We start from the raw sequence: 21,147 nt of genomic DNA, 5'->3' as shown, positions 1-21,147 counted from the left end.
TATGTTTAGGTAATCTTATAGAGACGAAAGCTAAATATAAAAATTTAAATGATTTATTATACTTAATTAAAATAAAGGAAGAAGGATATAAATATAATCACAGCATATATTGAAATGATAAAAATTCTTTCTACTAGAATACAAAAAAGGGAACTAATAGTTACTCTGGAGGAATTTCCTTATAATTCAAGTCTATGTTTATCCCTCTCCTCAAATTATACTCTTTTGATGCCACGTATATTACTATTCCTAACCCTATTAAACTTAGAACGTAAGCAATGCCAGGCCAGAAAGGTTGTCCATTTGATATTACTCCAAAGTAAGGATTAGTAAAAGCCTCATAGCCCATGAATATCATAAATGCCGCAGATATTACAGATGATATTAGCATTCCTATCCTCTTTTTACCTTCTAAGCTGAATTTTGCTCCCGCTAATGAAACTAGGAATAAGTAAGCTATTGCTAGAGGAGTGTAAGAATATAAGGCTTGAACACCCTCAGGACTTATTATCGGCACTGCTAAGAAAACTAAAGTAACTGCAAAGTCGAGCAAGTGAGCGTAAACTGGTGAGCTACTCCTATTAAGCCTGGAGAATATCTCAGGAAATAGTCTATCAAATGAGAACGCAAATACATACCTTGCAAATACTATAACTCCGAAAGCCATTACGAAGAATTCCCAACTTATTAATGAAATTCCTATAAACCACTGTAAAGCTTGGTTTCCGGCTAAGGCAATTGCAACGCTCCAGAAGTTATAAGTCGCAGTAGGGAATAGGCTGAAATTAAAACCGTAACCTCCAGCAATACAGAGTAAATAGAAAGGTACTGTGATAAGGAAGAGGGTTAATAAACTACCAAGAATTATGTTATATTTTATTCCTCTCTCACTTTTAATTTCAGCAGAAACGGCAGGTCCGGCGTAAAGCCATATGTAAGCAAAAGAAGCAAAGTAGGGTATCATGTAAATTGTTGCAGGTAAACTGAAAGTAGGTCCAGTGTAAGTTGAGGGAGTTAGATCAAAGTCCGCCAAGAATGTGGAAATTTTACTGTGGAAATCTGAAACATTTATTCCCACTACTATCATTGCAACTATAGTACCTAATATTGCTAAAGTACCCAAAGCAGTTACGAGAGAGAACCCCCACTTAGGCTTCAAGATATTTATTCCTATTATTATTGCAAAAGCTATTGCTGCAAGAATATAAATTAATATTTCTTGAGTTAATGTAATGGAAGGACAATAAGGATTAACGAATACAGTATTAGCTAAATTAAGGAGAGCTTTTTCGTGGTTTAAAGTTCCTATTACTTCAAGGACAGTATTTATTGCGGCAACAGAAAAGAAAGCCGAAAGAGCAAAGTAAGGTGGCATGTTAAAGGCTAGAGCAATTCCCATTATGGATCCAATTTTGCCGTTAAGTTTCCTACTTAGCCAAACGTAATCTCCACCAGTTCTGTGAATTTCTATTATAAAGAAAGTATATAGAAAAACTAGAGGTAAGGTGATCAAGAAGGTTATAAGTGAAGCTAACCATAAAACTGCTCCCTTAACTATATAAGGAGATATACCAGTGAATATTGCGAGCCCTGCTCCCATGTTAGCAATATTTAGCATCATAGCGTCTGTCAAGGAGGCGTTCTTAACTAATCCAGAAGAGTTTCTGACGAATTGCATAAGATGAAATTTTATAGATTATTTTTAAGATTAACTATCGAAAATATGTTCGGTATAATTCTAAGGCAAAAATTTCTCTAATCGAGTTTATGCTAATTTATGATCTTAATTTTTAAAGCCTTATATACTATTTTGCGCACTTTATGGACACAAAAATTTATTACCAACGGCGTTTTGTATAAGACAGTGGTTATTGTGAATAAAATACTTATTATCACATTAGTGTTATTATATATAGTTTCAATAATAAGCATAATTCCTATAACTAGTGCGTCACAAGGATTTAAGACCACAAATATAAGCGTTGGCAGTTTTCCTACAGCAATGGCTTACGATTCTAACAACGGATATGTTTATGTTGTTGATTCAGGGTCTGGCCAAGTTTCAGTAATCAGCTCATCGACTGTTATAGCTACAATATCCGTAGGCTCTGATCCTACTGCAATAGTATACGATAAACAGAATGGTTTAATTTACGTGGCTAATACCTTATCGAATTCCATAAGTATAATTAATGGAACAGAAGTAATAGCAACTGTTACCGTAGGAGGAGGTATAGGTTATTCGCCAGTTGCGTTATTATGTGTAAACGGTTTAATTTACGTTGCTAATTTAAACTCATATAAAGCAGGAGTAGGAATAGTAAGCGTAATTAACGGTACAAAAGTAGTTTGTAATATTCAAGTTGAGTGCCATCCAGTTTGTTTAGTTTACGATCCTAGTAATGGCTATATTTATGTTTCTGATACAGGTTTCGCTACAGTATCAGTAATCAAAGGTGAAAAGGTTATTGCAACAATATCAGTAGGCCAAGCTCCAAGGCAGATTATTTATGATCCTTATAACGGTCTTGTTTACGTATTAAACCTAGAATCAAATTCAACTAGCGTAATAAATGGAACTTCAGTAATTTGCACTATTAGTGTTCCATATCCTGTAGCTATAGCTTACAGCTCTTCTTACGTTTATATAGTCAGTTTATGTAATAATACTGTTTACATGATTAGTGGAACTAAAGTTGTAGGTAACATAACGGTAGGGCAGTCTCCAGTATTCATAACTTATGATTCTTACAATGGTTTAGTTTACGTAGCAAACTTAGGTTCAAACTCGTTAAGCGTAATCAACTCCTCCAGAGTAATATATCAAATACCTACAGGAAATTCTCCTAGATTTATACTTGCAACTCCTTCAGCGGTTTATGTCGCAGATTCTGGGTCCAATGAGGTAACTGAAATTAGTGTTTGTAAGATAATATACTACTTAACATTTAAAGAATCAGGTTTACCGGTTGGTAAATCTTGGACCGTATGCGTTAATGGAACTAATGAGACCTCAACATCAAATGAAATAACTTTCATATTACCTCCAGGAACTTATTTCTATAAGGTATATTCAGCATATTATATTCCTTCACCACCTCAAGGAAGCATAACTTTAAGCTCTAACGCTACACTTCAAATTTCCTTTACTCCAGTAAAGTTTAACTTGACTTTTGAAGAAACTGGATTAGTAAGCGGTACAAAATGGGCTGTCTGCGTTAATGGCACCGTTTCTACCTCAACGTCTTCTAGAATTTGCTTCTTATTACCTTACGGATATTATGAGTATAAAGTACTTAATGTGACTGGCTATAAGGTAACGCCCATAATGGGATACATTGATTTAACTAGCAATATCACTATAAAAGTCGCGTTTTATGCAATGCTCTATAATGTAACATTCAAAGAGACAGGATTACCAAAAGGAGTATCATGGACAGTTTGTATTGATAATGAAAATCATACGACTACTGCTTGCTATATAACAATAACATTACCTATGGGAGTGTATGAATACAAAGTATTCTCTTCACATTATATGCCCAACGTTACTCAAGGTACTATAAACTTAACAATGAACGAAGTAATTAACATAAAGTTTACTGTAATGAATTATACTCTAACAATAATTGAAAACGGATTACCTAGCGGATATGAATGGACAGTTAATATTAACGGAAGTAACTATACAACTACGATGAACGAGATTAATATAACACTACCTTATGGAGAATACATGGTCAAAGTTTACTCTAAATATTATATACCAATAACAGAAGAAGAATTTGTAAACTTAAGTAAGAATACAGAATTGCAATTCACTTTCGTACCTGAGAACTTTACCATAACATTTGAGGAGACAGGACTACCAAGCGGTACAACATGGACTGTATGTATAGATGGAAGGAATTACACAACTACATCCTCGTCACTAACTATAACATTACCTTATGGCACTTATGAGTACAGAATATTTGTTACAACTAATGGTTACTCGCCTAATGTTACACAAGGAACACTGACGCTAACTCAGGCAGTAAAGATTTCAATAACGTATAAGCAAATAACTACTACTAGCACTACAACAACTTCAACCACTTCTACGACTACCACTCCAAGTATAACCACTACACCTCCTCCAACTACTGTTACTTCACCAACTCTTAACACTGCGTTTGTAGTTGGTATAGCCATTGTAGTAGTTATTGTAATAGCTGCTGCAATAATCCTATTAAGAAGGAAGTAATTTTTTATATATCTTTTTAATTATTACATAGAAGGTAGAAAGTAATAAATATTCACCTTATATAATTCATGATATGAAGTGTTCTACTGAAGAGATTAAGGAAATGCGTGGATTCCAATTTTTTGTTAATAATTGCGATAAGGACGAATTATATAAGAGGATAAGCGATATAAAATCCCTTTCCGATTCTTCTGGTAAAACTTATATTCTTAGATTAGCTGAAAGCAATTATTTTAGATTCGAACTACTTTTCATACCAAACACAGTGACGCTAATATCAGTAGCTACTGCTAGGGGTACTAATAATATTAACTTAAGAGATTTTGAAAGCCTAGACGATTTAATCTCGCTTTCATGTTGCGTATCAACTAATGAACAATTAAGAGAAGCCTCAAAGAGTTTTCTTAATGAAAGGACAAATGAGGCAGAAATAGTTGACTTATTTTCTCAAAAAGAAGAATTTGAAGTTAATACGGATTGCAGTAAAGTAAAATGGAACGAAATAAAGTTCCCCGAAACAGTTGAAGGAAAGTGGAATACAACAGAACTTGCTACGGTAGGAAAATTAAGCTTAAAGGCTCTTGCTGGGCAAATAAAGTTTCTAGCTATATCTACAGAAAGGCCTCAAAACTCAATAAAGTTTACAAACTTTGAGAGATTTTCCTCATTATGCTGCTTTTTGAATTTAGTTAAGAAAAAACTAGACGAGTGCCCTGCAATAGTTGAGGCAATTAAACCTTTCTTGATACAAGAGAAGAAGAGGAGAAGTAGAAAACAATAATTACAGGAAAACACTTTTTATTTTCATGCTAATAGAACTGACAAAGAAACTAATTTCTTTCAAGACTTATAATGACAACGAGCTCTATGAATGCGCATTATTTATAAAGGATTATTTGGAAAACCAGGGTTTTAAGGCAGAAATTAAGGAATACGTTAAAGGGTACCCTGTAGTAATTTCCTCAAGCGGAAAGGGAAGGCCTTTAATGCTTAATGGCCATTTCGACGTTGTACCGCCTGGAGAAGGTTGGTCTTCAAATCCTTTCGTTCCTAAGGTAGTAGACGATAAAATATACGGAAGAGGAGCAACAGATATGAAGGCAGGATTAGCAGTTCTCATGGAGACTTACGTATCCATGGCAGATAAGTTAGATTACCCTTTACTTTTTACAGCAGTCCCAGACGAAGAAACTGGGGGCAAAAGAGGAAGTAAATTCTTAGCCGAGGAGTTTTCTCCTTTCTTTGTAATAATAGGTGAGCCTACTGGTTCAGAAAGAATAAACATAGGAGAAAAGGGCTTATTGCAAATAAAAATAAAGGAAAGGGGTAAATCAGCTCATGGAAGTACTCCTTCCCTCGGTGATAATTCTATTTTGAAGTTGATAGACGATATTCTAACGTTAGAGAAAGAGATAAATGATTTTTCCGTCAGTATTCCTAGAGAATTGGAAGATGCTGTAAATAATGTCAAGGAGATTGACGAGAAAATATTTGATGATGTGAGAAAAATAACCTTTAATCCTGGAGTAATTAAAGGGGGAACTAAAGTTAACGTAGTTCCGGACTATGCTGAAGTTGAAATAGATATGAGGATACCTCCGGGAATTACAACTGGAGAAGTTTTAGAAAAAATAAGAGTTAAAGGAGAAATTGAAATTATAAATTCATCAGAGCCCAATTACACTTCTTTACCTTCCTTTCTAGGTCTTAAGCCTTTTATTACTCCTTATGCAACAGACGGAAGATACTTTAGACTAAAGGGAATTCCTACCATAGTTTACGGTCCTGGTGAGCTTAATAAGTTACATTCCCCTGACGAATATGTAAGAATAAGCGACATAAATTCATCATTTGAAAAATTAAAGGAAATTTTAAGGAATTTAGTACCGAAATTTTTATAAAGAATACTTTAAAACTCCACAAGGTCTTTTACATTGTGGCCGAACTAAAAGCTTCCGATCTAGGTATAAATTCAGATAAAAAGTTAAAAAGGGAATTAAGCAAATGGCAATTACTTTTTATGTCGTTCGGAAGTATAATAGGTTCAGGCTGGTTGCTTTCGCCATTGTACGCAGCAAGCGCGGTAGGAAGTTATTCATTACTTGACTGGATTATAGGTGGAATTTTAGTTCTTTTTATAGCATTACCCTATGCAGAGTTAGGCTCGTCCATACCTAAAAGTGGCTCATTAGTTAGATATCCTCACTATTCTCACGGCGGATTTGCAGGATTTATTTCTTCTTGGGTTTATCTAATTCCCGTGATCTCATCTCCTGCTATAGAAGCCTCTGCTAGCGTAGGTTATTTAAGCTCAATTTTTCCTCAGCTTGAAGTAAATGGAGAACTAAGCTATTTAGGAATTGTAGTTTCAATGCTTCTAATTATATTTTATTTCTTCCTAAATTATTTCGGAGTTAAGATTCTTGGCAAAGTAACAGAAGGAGTAGGCTGGTGGAAGTTAGCAATTCCACTAGGTACTGCAATAGTTTTAATAGTCCTCGATTTTCACTACTCAAACTTCAATTTTTCTATTACTTCCTACCAAGGATTCACTGGATTTAATGCAATACTGTATTCAATACCGGTAACTGGAATAATATATTCTTATGGAGGATTCAGGCAGGCAGTAGAATACGCAGTAGAAACAAGAAATCCTAAAAATGTACCTTTTGCTTTAATAGGAGCATTGCTGATCTCTTTAGGTTTATATTTACTTCTAGAAATAGCGTTCATAGGAGCTGTAAATTGGAATTACGCTCAAATTACTCCAGGAAATTGGACTGCACTATCTTCCTCAATATACGCTTAAGGTCCATTTTATGAAGAGATTAAATCAATTTCTGCACTAGGTATTTTATATTTAGCCTTATTTGCCTTGTCTATAATCCTGCTTTTAGATTCTGTTATATCACCAGGCGGAAGCGGTTGGATTTATGTAGGCACATCAACTAGGGTAGTTTACGGAATATCAGCTGACGGATACTTTTCTTCCCTCCTACTAAGGGTTAATAAGAGAGGAATACCAATATACTCTCTAGTTCTATCAGTAATTGTCGGTTCCCTTTTCCTGATACCGTTTCCTTCTTGGATAGCACTAATAGGATTCCTTTCGGCTATAGGAGTTTTTAATTACATAACTTCGGGGATAGTGTTACAGTCGTTAAGAAAAACGGGAAAGGATATAAATAGGTTATATAAATTACCTGCAGCTAGTATTTTTGCTCCTTTAGCTACCGTATCTGCTGGGTTAATAATTTACTGGTCAGGATTTACTTATGACTTTTATCTGGTTGTTGCTGCATTACTAGGCTTACCTATATTTTTCGCATATTATGCAAATAAATTCCTTAATCTCAAAAAGTCTCTTTCGATAATCCTAGGAATTTCAAACATAGCACTAGTTTTAATTCCCTCAATTCTATTTTATAACTATACTGAGTCCTTAAGCTCTCCAAATAACTTCTGGTTCCTTATAACTCTTTTATCTTTCACTGGTGCAGTATTACTTGACGTCGTAGTTTCTATGAAGTTTTTAGTTTATGAGTCCAGAAAAGAAATACTCGCAGGATTATGGATTTTCGTCTATCTTTTAGGCCTTTACATAATTTCCTACTTCGGTGGATTTGGCCTTTATGTATTAATACCGTTCCCTTGGGATACGATAGTTGCAATTCTTCTAGGTTTAGGAATACATTATCTTGCGGTAAAAAGTAGTATAAGGACAAGGGCCATTGACGAAATTATTCAAAGTAGCTCGAAGGTAGTCTGAGTAAATTCCATTCAGGCTTAGAGTATTTTTTCTCATAAAGTTCTTCCGCGAGTTTTATTTCATCCGTTGTTGGCAAGTCGAAGTAAGCTTTTTCTCCTAGCAGAGAAGAATACTCCTTTATTATTGCATCTATTATTTCAGAAGTATCTATTTTCCTACCTAGAGCGTCAACAAGGTTAGTAACACGATATTTTACCTCTGAGACTCCCTTATCTGAAAGCTTTGCTTTAGAGACTTTAAGTACTTTGCCCATAAGTTCCAGGTTAGTATTTATGAGTAAAGTTCCGTGAAGTAAATAGTACTCTCCTTGAAACGTGGCTGAAGTACCCGAAACCTTTCTGTCATTAACAACAACGTCGTTTATATTTTCCACTCTTACATTGGCAAAATGTTTTAACGCGTTAACAAAGCCTCTCAGTAGGAAATCGTATAAATAGTTGACCCCTCCGTCTTTCGGTCCTTTAACTGCTATAGTCCATATTAAGCAGCCCATATCTTGATATACTGCACCTCCGCCGGTAAATCTTCTAACAACGTCAATCTTATACTTCCTAACAACGTCGAAGTTTAATTCTTCCTCTGCAAGTTGAAAATATCCTATAATTGCTACATTCTTATGCCTCCAAAACCTTAAAGTATTATCAACTTTACCCTCTTTAAGATTCCTCCACAGGCTTTCCTCAAAGGCCAAGCTAAAATAGGGATTTTCGTCGTTTTCATAAAAGAGAACTCTCATAACCCCACCTCTCTTAAAGCACCATAAATTGAGTTCTTAAAATCTTCAATTGTGCACCCAAAAAGTGTAGCCTTTGATAAAGTTTCCTCTAAGATCTTAGGCAAGTTTTGTAAGTCGTTTAAAGAGAGACCTTGAAGTTTCTTTTCCAGATCAAAAATTACGTCTTCTGGGAATATCATGAAGTCCCCAGTTATTTTTATGTCTAGCGAATCTCCGTAATATTTTACAGTAGTTCTGATTACTCCCTTCTTTGCCTTTAACTCGTAAATTCCTATTTTCATAATCTTCAAGTATATGACAAGAATTAAAATCCTAATTTTCGAATCTTCGGAAAGGAAGATTTTTAAAGATAAGTAAAACATAATATCTACTTAATAATCAGTTTTATCTTAGATTTTTTAAAAAGTGATAGATGATCATAATAAATTATTTTATTGTAATAATCTAGGGTGCTTGAACAGTTTATTGCAGTAAAACATAGGTTTATATTTCAATGGTATGAGCACATCACTTTTGTAATAAATTATAATTTAAAAGAGGTCATATCCAAATAAATTGCTTAGATAAGCATGTTATAATGTAAATTTTTCCTAAATTAATCTTATATTATTAAAAAATATAAATAAAATTTTCAAGTTTTATTCTTTAATATCACTTTAGAAAGTTACATTTTACAGAAACTTACTTGATATATTTCTGGCAAGCCGTTAGTTTGAACTTTTGCATGCTCAGTAATCTTTAATTCTCCGCAGAATGTATGCCCATTATATACCATGTTAACATATGCGTAGATAACTCCAGATAAACAGTTTCCAACTGCAGTAAAGTTATAGTAATCTATTCTTATATTGAAAGTTGTCACGTTCTTTAATAAACTGTTTAATTGCGGTACTGTGTAATTTCCTGCTAAAGGTAGGTTAGAGCAGAAGAACACATAGCTCGGGAATTGCCCTATTCCTAACTCTGAAATTACTGGGGTATCTTTAGAGCATATTGCGTGAATGTATGTAAGTCCATCTAATGCCATTTGGTACTGAATTTCATTAAAGTAATTATATACATTTACGCTACTTATCTTCCATGTGAACATTGATGGATTGGTTAAGGTCATATGATATAGTACGTAAATGAACGTCGTTCCTCCAGTACTGTTAACGTTACAATATTTTACTAAAGCAGATAATACGAGGCAGTCTGAAGAGGCGTTATATATAACTCCACAACATAAGAATGCCCTAACTATTGGATATGCGAATACTTGTGAAAACATTTTATTTACATTAACAATTCCACTAAAGCTACCGTTAATTTTACCTACAGAAATGAAGCCAGTTACGTTGGGGCAGAACATATTTGCTATTTCTTTAGCGTTTGAGGAAGCTAAATATTCTAAGACTTGATATGCTGTAGCGTATCCGTCTTCAAGGTTTAATTCTGATAGTAGCATAGACTTATTACCGTAGAAGGACTCATTTAAACTCTCATAATACCCTAATAATGTTGTAAAATAGGATTTTAGTGTGTTATAATTATTAGCTAGTTCTGTATAATTAGCCTTTAAATTAGTATATGACGAGTTCATTGTATAGAATTCGCTCTTTAATGCATTATACTTACTAGCTAAGCAATTATAGCTGGAAGATAATGCAGATATTTCAGAATTTAAGTATATTCCTATTGCAGCCACAACAATTAATATAATGATAAATAATATTATTCCTACTTGGCTAGATCTCATATTTATATCCTCAATAGATTGAGTCCATATTAGAATATAAATTTTTATGAAATCTCATAGATAAATAGTGATGTATTAAAGTGAGACCATCGTAGGAGTTAAATTATTTTTAACTTTTAAAGTTCTTTCATCATCATTGTGATGAAATATTCGATTCATATATAGTATTAAAAGTTTAAGTTTTACTTACATATAAAGTGAGAATTTGAGAAAGGTTTTTAAGTAAATATTCCATCAAAAACTTGTATGAAAAGTAAATCTATATACTTTAAAATTCTCTTGCTAGGCATAATAGTTTTATTAGGAGGGATGATAGTTTCGGAAGCTGCAGGAGTTCTTGTAGCACCATCTGCATTAAAACAGCATGTAGTTCCTGCAATAGAATACTGTAAATTCGGCCCATATTTAGGTTCAATAGTATTCTTATGGAATTACACAGAAAATACACAAATCTATGAGTGCTTCTTATCCGGTAATATACAATTAATTAATGCAGTTCCAGCTTCACAGTTTTTAAGCTCTTGCATAGAAACTTTAGAGAAGCTACCATCAGCGTCTGTATATGATGAAGTGACCTATAGCTTTATATTCTATCAAGTTAACTTCAAATATTATCCAGAAAATAATGTATATTTCAGGTGGGCAATAGCTAGTTTAATAAATCCTGCTTGCGTAGAGTCTCAAATATTATGCAATGGACTTAAGGGTGTACCTAGCGGATTATACATATGTCCTGCAGTATTTCCCTGCTTGGCAAGCAATACTACTCTGATAAGTGAATTATATAGCATATATAACGCTCATGAATCTTACTGTCCAAAGAGGGCCTGTCAATACTTAAAGGATGCAGGCTTAGTTTATAACCCGTCATTAGGTGAATGGACATATCCTAATGGGACACCAGTAGTTATTCCAGTTTATATCCAAGAAGATTTCTATAATTGTAAAGCATGGATAAGCATGCTAGAAAGTAATGCGTGTAAAATACATTTTGGTAAGAATTTAGAGATTATAGAATATCCGCCATCATGCCTTATTACTGATTTAGTGAGCTTAAAATACGGTTTAATTAATTTTGGATATCTAAGCTATACAGCAATTATAGCTGACGATTATTTCACTCTGGGACCTCTGGCTCCTATAGTAGAACTCAACTGCTATGTGAATTCAACAGTTAACGCTCAATTGTCTGCTGCATATACTAAAGATCCAACCTTCTCTCAAGCTTTAGTTAATCTAGCTAACGCTTTAGTAGACTTACAATGGGATGAACCATGGATAATATTAGGTTGGAATACATGTATTACGCCTGCTACTATTACTAACTATTATGGCTACGTTGCGTCTCCAGATGAAGGATATACATATACATATAATGATATACATGAAGGAAATACAATAACTGGAAGACTAGTAGAGGCAATAGGAACTTGCGGATTTAAAGCACCTAACATGGATATTTTGTACTGTAACTTCTACTCATCTTCAGAAATATGGGCTCTAGGAGTGCCAACTCCGCTAACTGCACCACCTAGTGAGCCAACGCCTCTAGGTTTGCATCCTTATGTTGCCAATTACAAGATAATACCTATACATAATGTTACAATAAACGGGCATAAGATTGTAAACGGTACTGAGATTATATATTGCTTCGTTCATAACGCTACGTGGATAAACGGTATGCCTCTAACTGCTTTAGACTACAACTTCTCTATATGGTATTTCGACATGCCAGGATATTGTCCAAATAATAATCCATTAGGACTTAACCTTAACCACGTATACATAGGCAATTACTTCGGTATTCCAGTCTACGTTAACTATTCAGAAATACCAAGTTATGCAATGAAGATAGTATATGGTACAATGCCTTCATTAGTATACTCTTGTGTTCCGGCAAATAACACTTATGAAATAAAATTATACTTCAATAGCACAGCAGCGTGCTTACTATCTTCTAGTGATGAATATATTGTACCACCATGTATATACTTGAATTACAAACCTTGCCAGTATAATCCAGACTATCCTAGCTTCGTATGCTTAGCGTATAAAGGAGAATTGCCAGGAGGATTCCCGTGGTATGTATATGAATGGAATTACTCAATAGGCGCTATAGTAAAGCCATTTGTAGGAAACTTCTTGTGGAATCCATTAGCTTGTACATATAACGTTACTGCAGGATCTGTTGCAACTATAACTACTAATATTACTCAAATCATAGCATCTCCATACATAGTTGTTGCGTCAAACGGTACTGTTATAAAGACAGCACCTAAGCCTTGTTGCCCAATAACCAACGCTACTGGATATGCTGAAGTTTGGGCATACGGGTCTACAACACCTATAGAGAAGTTAACTCTAGCTCATGTAGCTGGCGACGAATACGAAGTTGAGGTTCCAACTAGTAGCTTAACTCCAAACGAATTCTACGTAGTATTTATTAATGCAACTTATTACGCCCCAATAACAGTAATGGGACATACGATGATGATGCCTCACTATGCTTATAGGTGGTATGCAGTATATCCGTACTCTCCAACAATTACTACTATTACTACTCATGTTTCTAACGTAAGCTCATTAATATCTAATGCATCTCATTTGATTAGCTATACTCCGCCAACTCCTTCTAGCGTAACAGTAAACTCTACGTTACTAACTTATACGCCGCCATCTGTTCCTTCTGTAAGTGATGCAGTAATAGCAATGATAGGAATAACTGTTATACTAGCATTAATAGGAGTAGCAATTTTGATAAGGTTTAAATAAAAGATAACTCCCAATTTTTTTAGGTGTATTATTTTTGGGTTTTGCTTCTTATTTAGCTAAGAGGGCTGTAGAAAGGTTAATTTTGCTCTTGATTTTTACAGCATTCGTCTGGATGTTAGTTCTTGGAATTCCTCAGCTTTTAGGAATAAACCCTGCTTATCACTTTCTTAATCCATCAGAGTTCATTCATTCTAAAAATCCAGAACTTGCAGAGCAATTAGCAATACAATCTATAGATAGAGGATTAGGACTTTGTTATCCTTTAGAGGTACAATTCTTTATTTATTTTATTCATATGCTAACGCTTAATCTAGGAGTTTGTCCAGTTAATCATCAAAGTGTAGCAGTCTGCTTGCTTTCTGCTTTACCTTTTACGGTAATATTAACTATACCTCCAGTTTTATTTCAGACATTAGCTAGTATATATCTAGGTTCTATAGCTGCAATAAAGAGGAATACAAAGACAGACGTTGCTATAATGAGTTATTTTATAATAGATTACAACTTACCTATCTTTGTAGTAACTTTGTTTTTATGGTTTTTATTTGCTGTAGTGCTAAAGATTTATCCCATTTCAGTATATAACGAGGTTCATGATTGGACAAATATCGTTACGGACTTAAAGGTATTCTGGCTACCTTGGCTCATTCTAACTTTCATATACGGATTTTCAAATAGAGGAATATTAATGAGAAATGCTATGATAGAAAATCTAGACTCGGACTTTATAAAATATGAGAGGTTAGCAGGTTTAAGGGAAAAGATAGTAAGAGCTCATGCAAGAAGAGTTTCAATTATTCCAGTAATAGTTAGAACTGCCATTGATTTAGCTTTTGCGATATCTGGGGACTTTTTCATTGAAGTATATTTTGGCATACCCGGCTTAGGCTATAAGTTATTTTATGCAGCATTAAGTGACGAGATAATGATAGTTCTTGGCTCAACATTTGTGTTAACTTTATACGCTATTATCTTACTATATTTCGTGGATCTAGTGGAATTCATAATAGATCCTAGAGCTAGGAGGTCGGTGAAGTGAATTGAATTTAAAAAGATTTAAAAAAACATTTAAGGAATTATTAAAAACATGGCAATTTTTATTATCATTTATTATATTATTGGGGTTAGTTTTAACTGTAGTGGTAGGCAGCATTGTATATGCAAAATGTTGCCCTTATAATCCTTCTTACTATTATGCTGCAGCACCTTTTGCTAGGCCCTCATGGGCTACCTTATTCTGCGGTAATTTGCCTCCAAATATTAAAATTCCTTCTAGCTATAATTTAATTGCTGCAAAGTGTCCTGGAGTATTATCTTACTGGCATTTAAGAAATGAGACGTTAAATGGAGATAAGATAGAAATAATTTGGAACTCTACATTCGGTCCTTATAATGAAACTCTTAGTAACAAGAATCTTGCCACCTTCGGAAACACTGGTCCAGGGAGTATAGAAATTAAAATAATTGGAAATAATCCAGTAAATATTACTTTGTACCATTGTTTTGATTATACTTATAAATTGCCAAGCATTCACAATATTTACCTCATGCAGTATAGTGTATATTCCAATACATCACAATTATATATTATAAATGGTAAAATTACTGGGCCAAACGGCACATCAGTTTGTGTACTCTATCATGGTAGTGGATTCCCCACGTTTATTAAAAATCCAGCGTTCGATAGCTATATCTTCAACCCTATAAATAAATACAAAATAATCGAGGGACAGTGGAATTTCTTCCAAGCCGGTAGTAATGTTCCCACTTTTACACCTTATTATTATACATTACCGCCTAGCAAGCAAGCATTAGCTAGCTTTTACATGATTCACGATTTATTCTCAAAGGATGGAACATATAATGTAACATTTACTATAATGTATTATCCTTCCTCATCAAATGGAAATTCTACCACAATCTATTTGTCTGATGTATATTTTGAATTTTTAGGTAGTATTTATGGAATATTTGGGACTGATGTAAACGGTGCTAATGTTTTTGCGGAATTTGTTAAAGGAGGAGTATTTGACCTGGAATTAGCAGGCTTAGCAGGTTTAGCAGTAGTCGCCATAGGTGCAGTAGTAGGTATCTTAGCCGGGTACTACGGCGGAATAAGGGATATGGTATTAGTTTCTACAACTGACTTTGTACTTTTATTGCCAGGATTAATAATAATTCTATTAATAGTGGAAGTTTTGAGTCTTTATGACCCACAATTTCTTAACACGTATAGGCCCGTTATATTAGCAGGTATAATAACAACTTTATCTTGGCCAATAACTGCTAGAGTAATTAGAGGAGAAACTTACGTTGTTAGATCTAAAGCTTTTATTGAAGCAGCTAGAGCTTTAGGAGAGTCTAACTTGCAAGTTTTAAGAAAGCACATATTTCCTAACTTGCTACCTATTATATTTGCTCAGCTTACTTTAGATGTTACTGCAGTAGTTTACACTGAGAGTACGCTAGACTTCTTGGGAATAGGAATTCAAACAACAGAATTTCCTACATGGGGTAATATGCTAGGTTATGCACAAGGCGTTATAGCTAGCGCTCCTTCCTTTGCGTGGTGGTGGGTACTTCCTCCTGCTTTAGCGTTAGTTCTCTTAGGGATCTCGTTATTCTACTTAGGAGAGGCTATATTAGAGAGATATAGAGTAAAAACAGGTGTTAGTTAGTATGCTTCAAGTCATTGATCTTTACGTCAAGTATAGTATGGGTAAAAAAATTAAGGTAAATGCAATAAACGACGTAAGCTTTTCCTTGGACAAGGGTGATGTTTTAGGAATAATAGGTGAAACTGGCTCTGGAAAGACTACATTAGCTAGCGCAATTATGAGAATGTTACCAGATACTGCGGAAGTTAAAGGAAAAATAATGCTAGATAATCTGGATCTATTAGCTATTAGTAAAAAGGAATTTAGGACTAAAATAAGGTGGAAAAAAATCTCAATTATTCCGCAGTATTCAATGAATGCACTTAATCCAATCAAAAGGGTAGGAAAGGAATTAACGGAGATCATAATGGAGCACGAAGGAGTAAGCGAAGAAGAAGCTGTTAATAGAGTTTTATCTTTATTTAAGGATCTTAATTTACCGGAAGACGTTTTCTTTAAGTACCCAGATGAGCTTTCTGGCGGTCAAAGGCAAAGGGTAGTAATTGCTTCCGCATTGTTATTAAACCCTGAAGTAGTAATAGCGGATGAGCCTACCACTGCTTTAGACGTTATAAATCAAGCTAGAGTATTAAATTTACTAAGAAATAAGGTAATTAGTGCATCGAGAATATTAATATATATAACTCACGATATAGCTGTAGTAGCAGGACTAGCGAATAAATTAATGACATTGTATGCAGGTAGAATAATGGAAATAGGAAGCAGTGAAAAAATGTTTAAGAATCCTCTTCATCCTTATACTCAAGGTTTACTCTCTTCAGTACCAGATATTAGTAACGGTAAGCCGGTTCACATTAGTTATATTAAAGGCGATCCTCCGGATTTAACTAAAGAAATAAAGGGTTGTCCTTTTTACCCTAGATGTCCCCTTGCAATGGATATATGTAAGGAGGAATTTCCTGAGCCTGTTCAAATAGATGACAGGCTCGTATATTGTCATGCGGTGAGGAAAGATGCTAAATAAAAATCTTATTGATGAATTAAAATTTGATCATGATGTAATTACTGTAGAGAATTTATGGGTAAGGTATCCCTTAAGTAGAGGGCTTTTTGGAAGAGTTTATCTTTATGCAGTTAACGGAGTCTCATTTTCAGTTCAACCTGGAGAAACTCTAGGATTAATAGGAGAGAGCGGCTCTGGGAAAACGACTTTAGGTAGAGCAGTATTAAAGCTAATAGAAATTAATGAAGGAAAGATATTTTGGGGCAATATTGATGTAACTAAAATGAAAGAAAGTAAATTAAGACATTTAAGAAGGTATTTTCAATTAATACAGCAAGACCCCTATGGTGCTTTAGATCCAAGGATGAGTGTATACGAAGCGGTTGCAGAAGGATTAAGAGTGCATAAGCTAGTAAAAAGTAGGGAAGAAGAAGAGGAAATCGTTTATAAAGCTTTAGCTCAGGTTAAATTAACTCCTCCGGAAACCTTTGCCTCAAAAATGCCGGATGAGCTTTCTGGCGGTCAAAGGCAGAGAGTAGTTATTGCTAGGGCGCTGGTATTAAAGCCAAAGTTCATAGTAGCTGATGAACCCATATCTATGTTAGATGCATCTACAAGAGGTCAGATTCTTGAAATACTTGATAATGCAAGAAAGGAAAATAATCTTTCAATCTTATTTATAACTCACGATATCGCAATTGCTAGTTATATATCGAATAGAATAATGGTCTTATATAGCGGAAAAGTAGTAGAAATGGCGTCCTCAGAGGAGATTATAAAGAACCCGATGCATCCTTATACTCAAGCTCTAATTGAAGCAATACCTAGACCCGACCCTAACGCCAAGGTTCCAGAACCTAAGATTAAAGGCGAAGTTGTACCTCTCTTAGATAAGCCGAAAGGTTGTGTATTCTATAATAGATGCCCATTTGCTATGCCAATATGCAAGGAGAAGGAACCTGAGTTGAAGGAAATTAAAAGTGGTCATTATGTTGCGTGTCATCTTTATTAGCGTATTTTTTGTTGCAGTTATTTTATCACTTTTTGCTCCACTTTTAGCATCATCTAATTATACAATAAATTACTCAGGAAGCTATGAAGTTCATTATCTTGTTACAACTTATTTTAGAGCTTATGGTAACACAACTATAAAGATAAGTGAACATAATGTAAGTGTAAGTGAAAATTTTATAGTTTGCAATAAATCATTAGCAACATTAGCTTCGTCTATAAATCCTAATATAACAAGTTTATTTAATTTACATATTTACAATTCCTATTATTATGTACTTAATGAGAATAACAGTAAGATATGTATCAAATTCTATTTTACAAATTCCTCTACAATGCTTATACCTTATTATTTACCAATAAATATTTCGAGCGGTAATTATAGCATAGTTATTTTAAACGAAAATATTACGAGTGGTAAAGTAGTAAAATATAACGGTACATCAATAGTTTATTGCAAGGGAGACATTCTTAACATTACCTTTACTGCTCTATGCCTTAATCCTTTTCATTATTATTATATTCATGGATATTATGCATATAATAAATCTAATAATATTTTACAATCATACGAGAATATATTTAGCGGAAAAGTTAATAATACTAACGGTAAAGCTCCATTAACTTTCGTGGAAATTTTACAGTTACAGAGGACTTACGAAGCTGTAGTCTCTCATACTTCCAATATATTCACGTATATAGAAATTGGAGGTATAATTATAATAATCTTAGTATTGTCCGTGTTGATTATCAAGAAGAAATTCAAGTGATTTTTAGCTTTTTTACTTAAAATTGTATATTTAAAGTTAAAAATTCTTCCTAAAATAGATGTACGTAATCTCATAATCTTAATGCGGCTCTCTTATGTACTGGATCAGAAATCACGTAATTTTTCTCTACCTTTTCAATGATGTACAGTCTCTCTAACTTGTCTAGAAAATTTGATAAAGTTTCAGTAGAAACTCTCGATTTTTCGAATAGTTCACTCCAAGTAGCTCCAGTAGACATTAATTTCAGTGCTTTTATTTTCCACTTCTTATCTGCAGCATTTTTTAGTTCGCTTAGAGCAATACTTATTGCTTCTTATAAACTTTCCTTTAATGCATCTTCATGAGGTTTAACGCATCTGTTAACTCCGTAAAAGTTTAACTAACCTACTAATGTACCTAAAATGGATAGGGCCTCATGTATTTCTTTATCAGAGTAAGCTACTCCACATTCTTCTAATCCCAACTTAAGGTATTCCTTAGCAGTTTCGTAATCCCACGGTTTTAAAGTAATCTTAACCGGATTTCTCCCAGCTAACAGTTGTTCTCCCTTTTGCTCTAATAAAGTTTTCATTAATCCTATTTCTGACCCTGTAAATATAATTGAAAGATTTGGGCATGTATTTAATAGTCTATGAAAAACAAGGATTAGGTAGTTTATTCCAGCTTTAACGTCTTGGATTTCGTCTAGTATTAGTGTAGTCCTTTTATCACATAAGGATTTTATCAATTCCTCAATTTTTGGAGTAATTTTTTGTTTGATTTTTACTTTCACTGGACCTAATCCTATGAAACTAAAATTTTCCTTAATTCTAGAGATCACGTCGGGGGAATTGCTTGATAAATTCTTGTTAAAACGTCTAGCAAATTCTTGCTCTTTATTAAATCAACGTATACTACTCTAGAATCTAAGGAGTGTGACACAGCTTTAGCTAGGCTAGTTTTTCCACTCATTCTTGAACCAAGTAGTGCTACCCATTCGTTTTTCTTTAGTAGCTCAACTAATTGCTTAATCTCTTCTTCCCTATCGTAAATTTCCTCTAATCTTTCTCTAGGTCTAGTGGTAAAGATAACTTTGCCCTCAAACTACTTTGCCTCCCAAATTATTAATTCCTTTAGAACTTCTAAAGCCTTGCTATTTCTTTATATGGGAAAAGTTTACAAAAGATTTAAAGCCTAGCCCCTTCCAGGGGGCGAGGAAGAAAGTCAGAAAAATATGTAGTAAGAGCAGAAAGCACTAGGATAGGGAGGGATTCCCTTATCAGATAATAAAAAGTGCTTTATCTTATCCTTTCAGTTCTTCTAAAGCCTTGTGCTCTCTCTTTTCGAATATAAGGAGGGAAGAAATTACTACTAAGCCTAGCACATCCAGAAATACGCTAGCCTCGACTAGAAGCGTCAAAGGTATTAAGAACAAACCTAGCATTACTATTCCGTTTTCTTCCTCAATATAACCTATTATCTGAGCAGGAGTAGAGTTCCTATTACTATGGAAATTACTGCTATCCAAGAATATAATGTAAATATTGGGCATATTTCATAAAATTGATAAAGAACGTATAGAGCTACTGGTAATAAGACTCCAGAGAACATTGCGCTTATTGGCGCTGGTGCTTCGCTGTGAGCATCTGGTAGCCAAGTATTTACTGGAAAAATCCCTACTTTGGTACCGAAACCTACTAGGGCTATAGCTGATGCAATCCTTAAAGTTAGTGAAGAGTAATGGTTCATTACTAGGTACGATACAACTAGAGAGTGTGTGCAGTAGTATACTAGGATGATGGAAATAAAGGCAAAAGTTACCCCTGCGGAAACTATTATTGTATATCTCCAGCCAACTTCCATTGCGATTTCCGTTCCTTCAGTTATTACTAAGGGTATTGTAGATATTGTTATAGCCTCTATTCCTACCCACACTAAACCTAGGTTATTTATTATCAAAGCAAAGAACATTGAAGAAGCAAAGAAATTTAATAGCAAAAAGTAAGTTCTTTCGCTTATTTTTGTTCTTTCACCTTTGAGATAATTAATTGAGAACAATGCAGATAATAGATATATTGAGGATACCATTATTATAAAATACCAGGTAAATGAGGTAACGTAAAAGTTACATATTATGGGAATTTTGTTAAGTAATACTAATGAAATTAACACTTCAGCTATTCCTGAAGCTATTGTAGAATATTTAATACCTTTAATAAAAAACGCATTAGCTATTATTGGTACAACTATTAAGCTGATTATTAATACATTCACGAGCCTTTCACCTATCTCCTTTAGAGATAGGCGTCAGCAGCACTCATAAAATCGGGCTGTTCGGGGAGTTTAAACCCCAGGGGGACGCCATCCCCTAGCTTCATTAATCAGCCAACTAAAACACTTTTAACGAGCTTAAAAGTTTTATTATATAAAATTGTATTTTATTCATTTAGAAAGTTTTAATTGATAGCACTCTCATAGATTAACAAAAATAATTTAAACCATTTA

Annotated in this window: 20 protein-coding genes; 11 read left to right on the top strand and 9 right to left on the bottom strand. The window is 34.1% G+C overall.

Annotation, left to right across the window (positions count from 1 at the left end; genetic code table 11):
• Positions 1-160 precede the first annotated feature (160 nt).
• Positions 161-1,678 carry an amino acid permease gene (locus tag D1866_RS08495; protein WP_152943075.1) on the bottom strand — a complete coding sequence of 506 codons (1,518 nt, stop codon included), beginning with the start codon at positions 1,676-1,678 and terminating at the stop codon, positions 161-163.
• A 186-nt stretch (positions 1,679-1,864) separates the two neighbouring features.
• Between D1866_RS08495 and D1866_RS08490 the strand changes: the two genes are divergently transcribed.
• From D1866_RS08490 to D1866_RS13485, 5 genes are all read left to right on the top strand, one after another.
• Positions 1,865-4,246: a YncE family protein gene (locus D1866_RS08490; RefSeq protein ID WP_170254146.1), complete on the top strand. Its 2,382-nt coding sequence runs from the start codon at positions 1,865-1,867 to the stop codon at positions 4,244-4,246.
• A 73-nt stretch (positions 4,247-4,319) separates the two neighbouring features.
• Positions 4,320-5,027 carry a hypothetical protein gene (locus tag D1866_RS08485; RefSeq protein ID WP_152943079.1) on the top strand — a complete coding sequence of 236 codons (708 nt, stop codon included), beginning with the start codon at positions 4,320-4,322 and terminating at the stop codon, positions 5,025-5,027.
• Between the two features lie 25 nt (positions 5,028-5,052).
• Positions 5,053-6,147 carry a M20 family metallopeptidase gene (locus tag D1866_RS08480; RefSeq protein ID WP_152943081.1) on the top strand — a complete coding sequence of 365 codons (1,095 nt, stop codon included), beginning with the start codon at positions 5,053-5,055 and terminating at the stop codon, positions 6,145-6,147.
• Between the two features lie 35 nt (positions 6,148-6,182).
• On the top strand, positions 6,183-7,055 hold the full coding sequence (locus tag D1866_RS13490) for an APC family permease (protein WP_231136287.1): 873 nt from the start codon (positions 6,183-6,185) through the stop codon (positions 7,053-7,055).
• 66 nt (positions 7,056-7,121) lie between these two features.
• A complete protein-coding gene (locus D1866_RS13485) occupies positions 7,122-8,015 on the top strand; it encodes an APC family permease (protein ID WP_231136286.1) in 894 nt (297 codons plus the stop codon).
• Here the strand turns inward: D1866_RS13485 and D1866_RS08470 are convergent.
• From D1866_RS08470 to D1866_RS08460, 3 genes are all read right to left on the bottom strand, one after another.
• Positions 7,987-8,751, bottom strand: coding sequence for a lipoate--protein ligase family protein (locus tag D1866_RS08470; protein WP_152943083.1), 765 nt, complete (start codon positions 8,749-8,751; stop codon positions 7,987-7,989). The genes D1866_RS13485 and D1866_RS08470 overlap by 29 nt on opposite strands.
• Positions 8,748-9,032, bottom strand: a complete 285-nt coding sequence (locus D1866_RS08465) for a lipoate-protein ligase small subunit (RefSeq protein ID WP_152943085.1) — start codon at positions 9,030-9,032, stop codon at positions 8,748-8,750. The genes D1866_RS08470 and D1866_RS08465 overlap by 4 nt, the downstream gene beginning before the upstream one ends.
• A gap of 383 nt (positions 9,033-9,415) precedes the next feature.
• Positions 9,416-10,489: a hypothetical protein gene (locus D1866_RS08460; RefSeq protein WP_152943087.1), complete on the bottom strand. Its 1,074-nt coding sequence runs from the start codon at positions 10,487-10,489 to the stop codon at positions 9,416-9,418.
• 246 nt (positions 10,490-10,735) lie between these two features.
• Here D1866_RS08460 and D1866_RS08455 point away from each other — a divergent pair, with 246 nt between their 5' ends.
• Genes D1866_RS08455 through D1866_RS08430 form a run of 6 tightly spaced genes read left to right on the top strand, consistent with a single transcriptional unit; the run spans position 10,736 to position 18,663 of the window.
• Positions 10,736-13,261 carry a periplasmic substrate-binding domain-containing protein gene (locus D1866_RS08455; RefSeq protein ID WP_152943089.1) on the top strand — a complete coding sequence of 842 codons (2,526 nt, stop codon included), beginning with the start codon at positions 10,736-10,738 and terminating at the stop codon, positions 13,259-13,261.
• Between the two features lie 34 nt (positions 13,262-13,295).
• A complete protein-coding gene (locus tag D1866_RS08450) occupies positions 13,296-14,300 on the top strand; it encodes an ABC transporter permease (protein ID WP_152943091.1) in 1,005 nt (334 codons plus the stop codon).
• 1 nt (position 14,301) lies between these two features.
• Entirely contained in the window at positions 14,302-15,939 is a 1,638-nt protein-coding gene (locus D1866_RS08445) for an ABC transporter permease (protein ID WP_152943094.1), read from the top strand.
• Position 15,940: 1 nt separating this feature from the next.
• A complete protein-coding gene (locus D1866_RS08440) occupies positions 15,941-16,903 on the top strand; it encodes an ABC transporter ATP-binding protein (RefSeq protein ID WP_152943096.1) in 963 nt (320 codons plus the stop codon).
• Entirely contained in the window at positions 16,893-17,894 is a 1,002-nt protein-coding gene (locus tag D1866_RS08435; protein WP_152943099.1) for an ABC transporter ATP-binding protein, read from the top strand. The genes D1866_RS08440 and D1866_RS08435 overlap by 11 nt, the downstream gene beginning before the upstream one ends.
• Positions 17,872-18,663 (top strand): hypothetical protein, encoded by a 792-nt coding sequence (locus tag D1866_RS08430; protein ID WP_152943101.1) that lies wholly within the window; start codon positions 17,872-17,874, stop codon positions 18,661-18,663. Before D1866_RS08435 ends, D1866_RS08430 begins: the two co-directional genes overlap by 23 nt.
• A gap of 70 nt (positions 18,664-18,733) precedes the next feature.
• Here the strand turns inward: D1866_RS08430 and D1866_RS08425 are convergent, their stop codons facing one another.
• The 5 genes from D1866_RS08425 to D1866_RS08410 all read right to left on the bottom strand — a co-directional run bounded on the left by D1866_RS08425 (position 18,734) and on the right by D1866_RS08410 (position 20,916).
• Complete coding sequence (locus D1866_RS08425) at positions 18,734-18,901, bottom strand: hypothetical protein (RefSeq protein ID WP_152943103.1); 168 nt, start codon at positions 18,899-18,901, stop codon at positions 18,734-18,736.
• 141 nt (positions 18,902-19,042) lie between these two features.
• The gene (locus D1866_RS08420) at positions 19,043-19,483 is read right to left on the bottom strand and encodes an ATP-binding protein (RefSeq protein WP_152943105.1); all 441 of its coding nucleotides are present in this window, start codon (positions 19,481-19,483) and stop codon (positions 19,043-19,045) included.
• Positions 19,480-19,614: a hypothetical protein gene (locus D1866_RS13695; RefSeq protein ID WP_269199630.1), complete on the bottom strand. Its 135-nt coding sequence runs from the start codon at positions 19,612-19,614 to the stop codon at positions 19,480-19,482. The genes D1866_RS08420 and D1866_RS13695 overlap by 4 nt, the downstream gene beginning before the upstream one ends.
• A 331-nt stretch (positions 19,615-19,945) precedes the next feature.
• On the bottom strand, positions 19,946-20,086 hold the full coding sequence (locus D1866_RS08415) for a hypothetical protein (RefSeq protein WP_196773420.1): 141 nt from the start codon (positions 20,084-20,086) through the stop codon (positions 19,946-19,948).
• A 32-nt stretch (positions 20,087-20,118) separates the two neighbouring features.
• Positions 20,119-20,916 (bottom strand): proton-conducting transporter transmembrane domain-containing protein, encoded by a 798-nt coding sequence (locus D1866_RS08410; RefSeq protein ID WP_152943107.1) that lies wholly within the window; start codon positions 20,914-20,916, stop codon positions 20,119-20,121.
• Between the last annotated feature and the right edge of the window lie 231 nt (positions 20,917-21,147).

This window comes from Acidianus ambivalens (assembly GCF_009729015.1).
GTDB lineage: Archaea > Thermoproteota > Thermoprotei_A > Sulfolobales > Sulfolobaceae > Acidianus > Acidianus ambivalens.
Note: the sequence above shows the minus strand (reverse complement) of the source record. Positions and strands in the feature narration are given on the sequence as shown.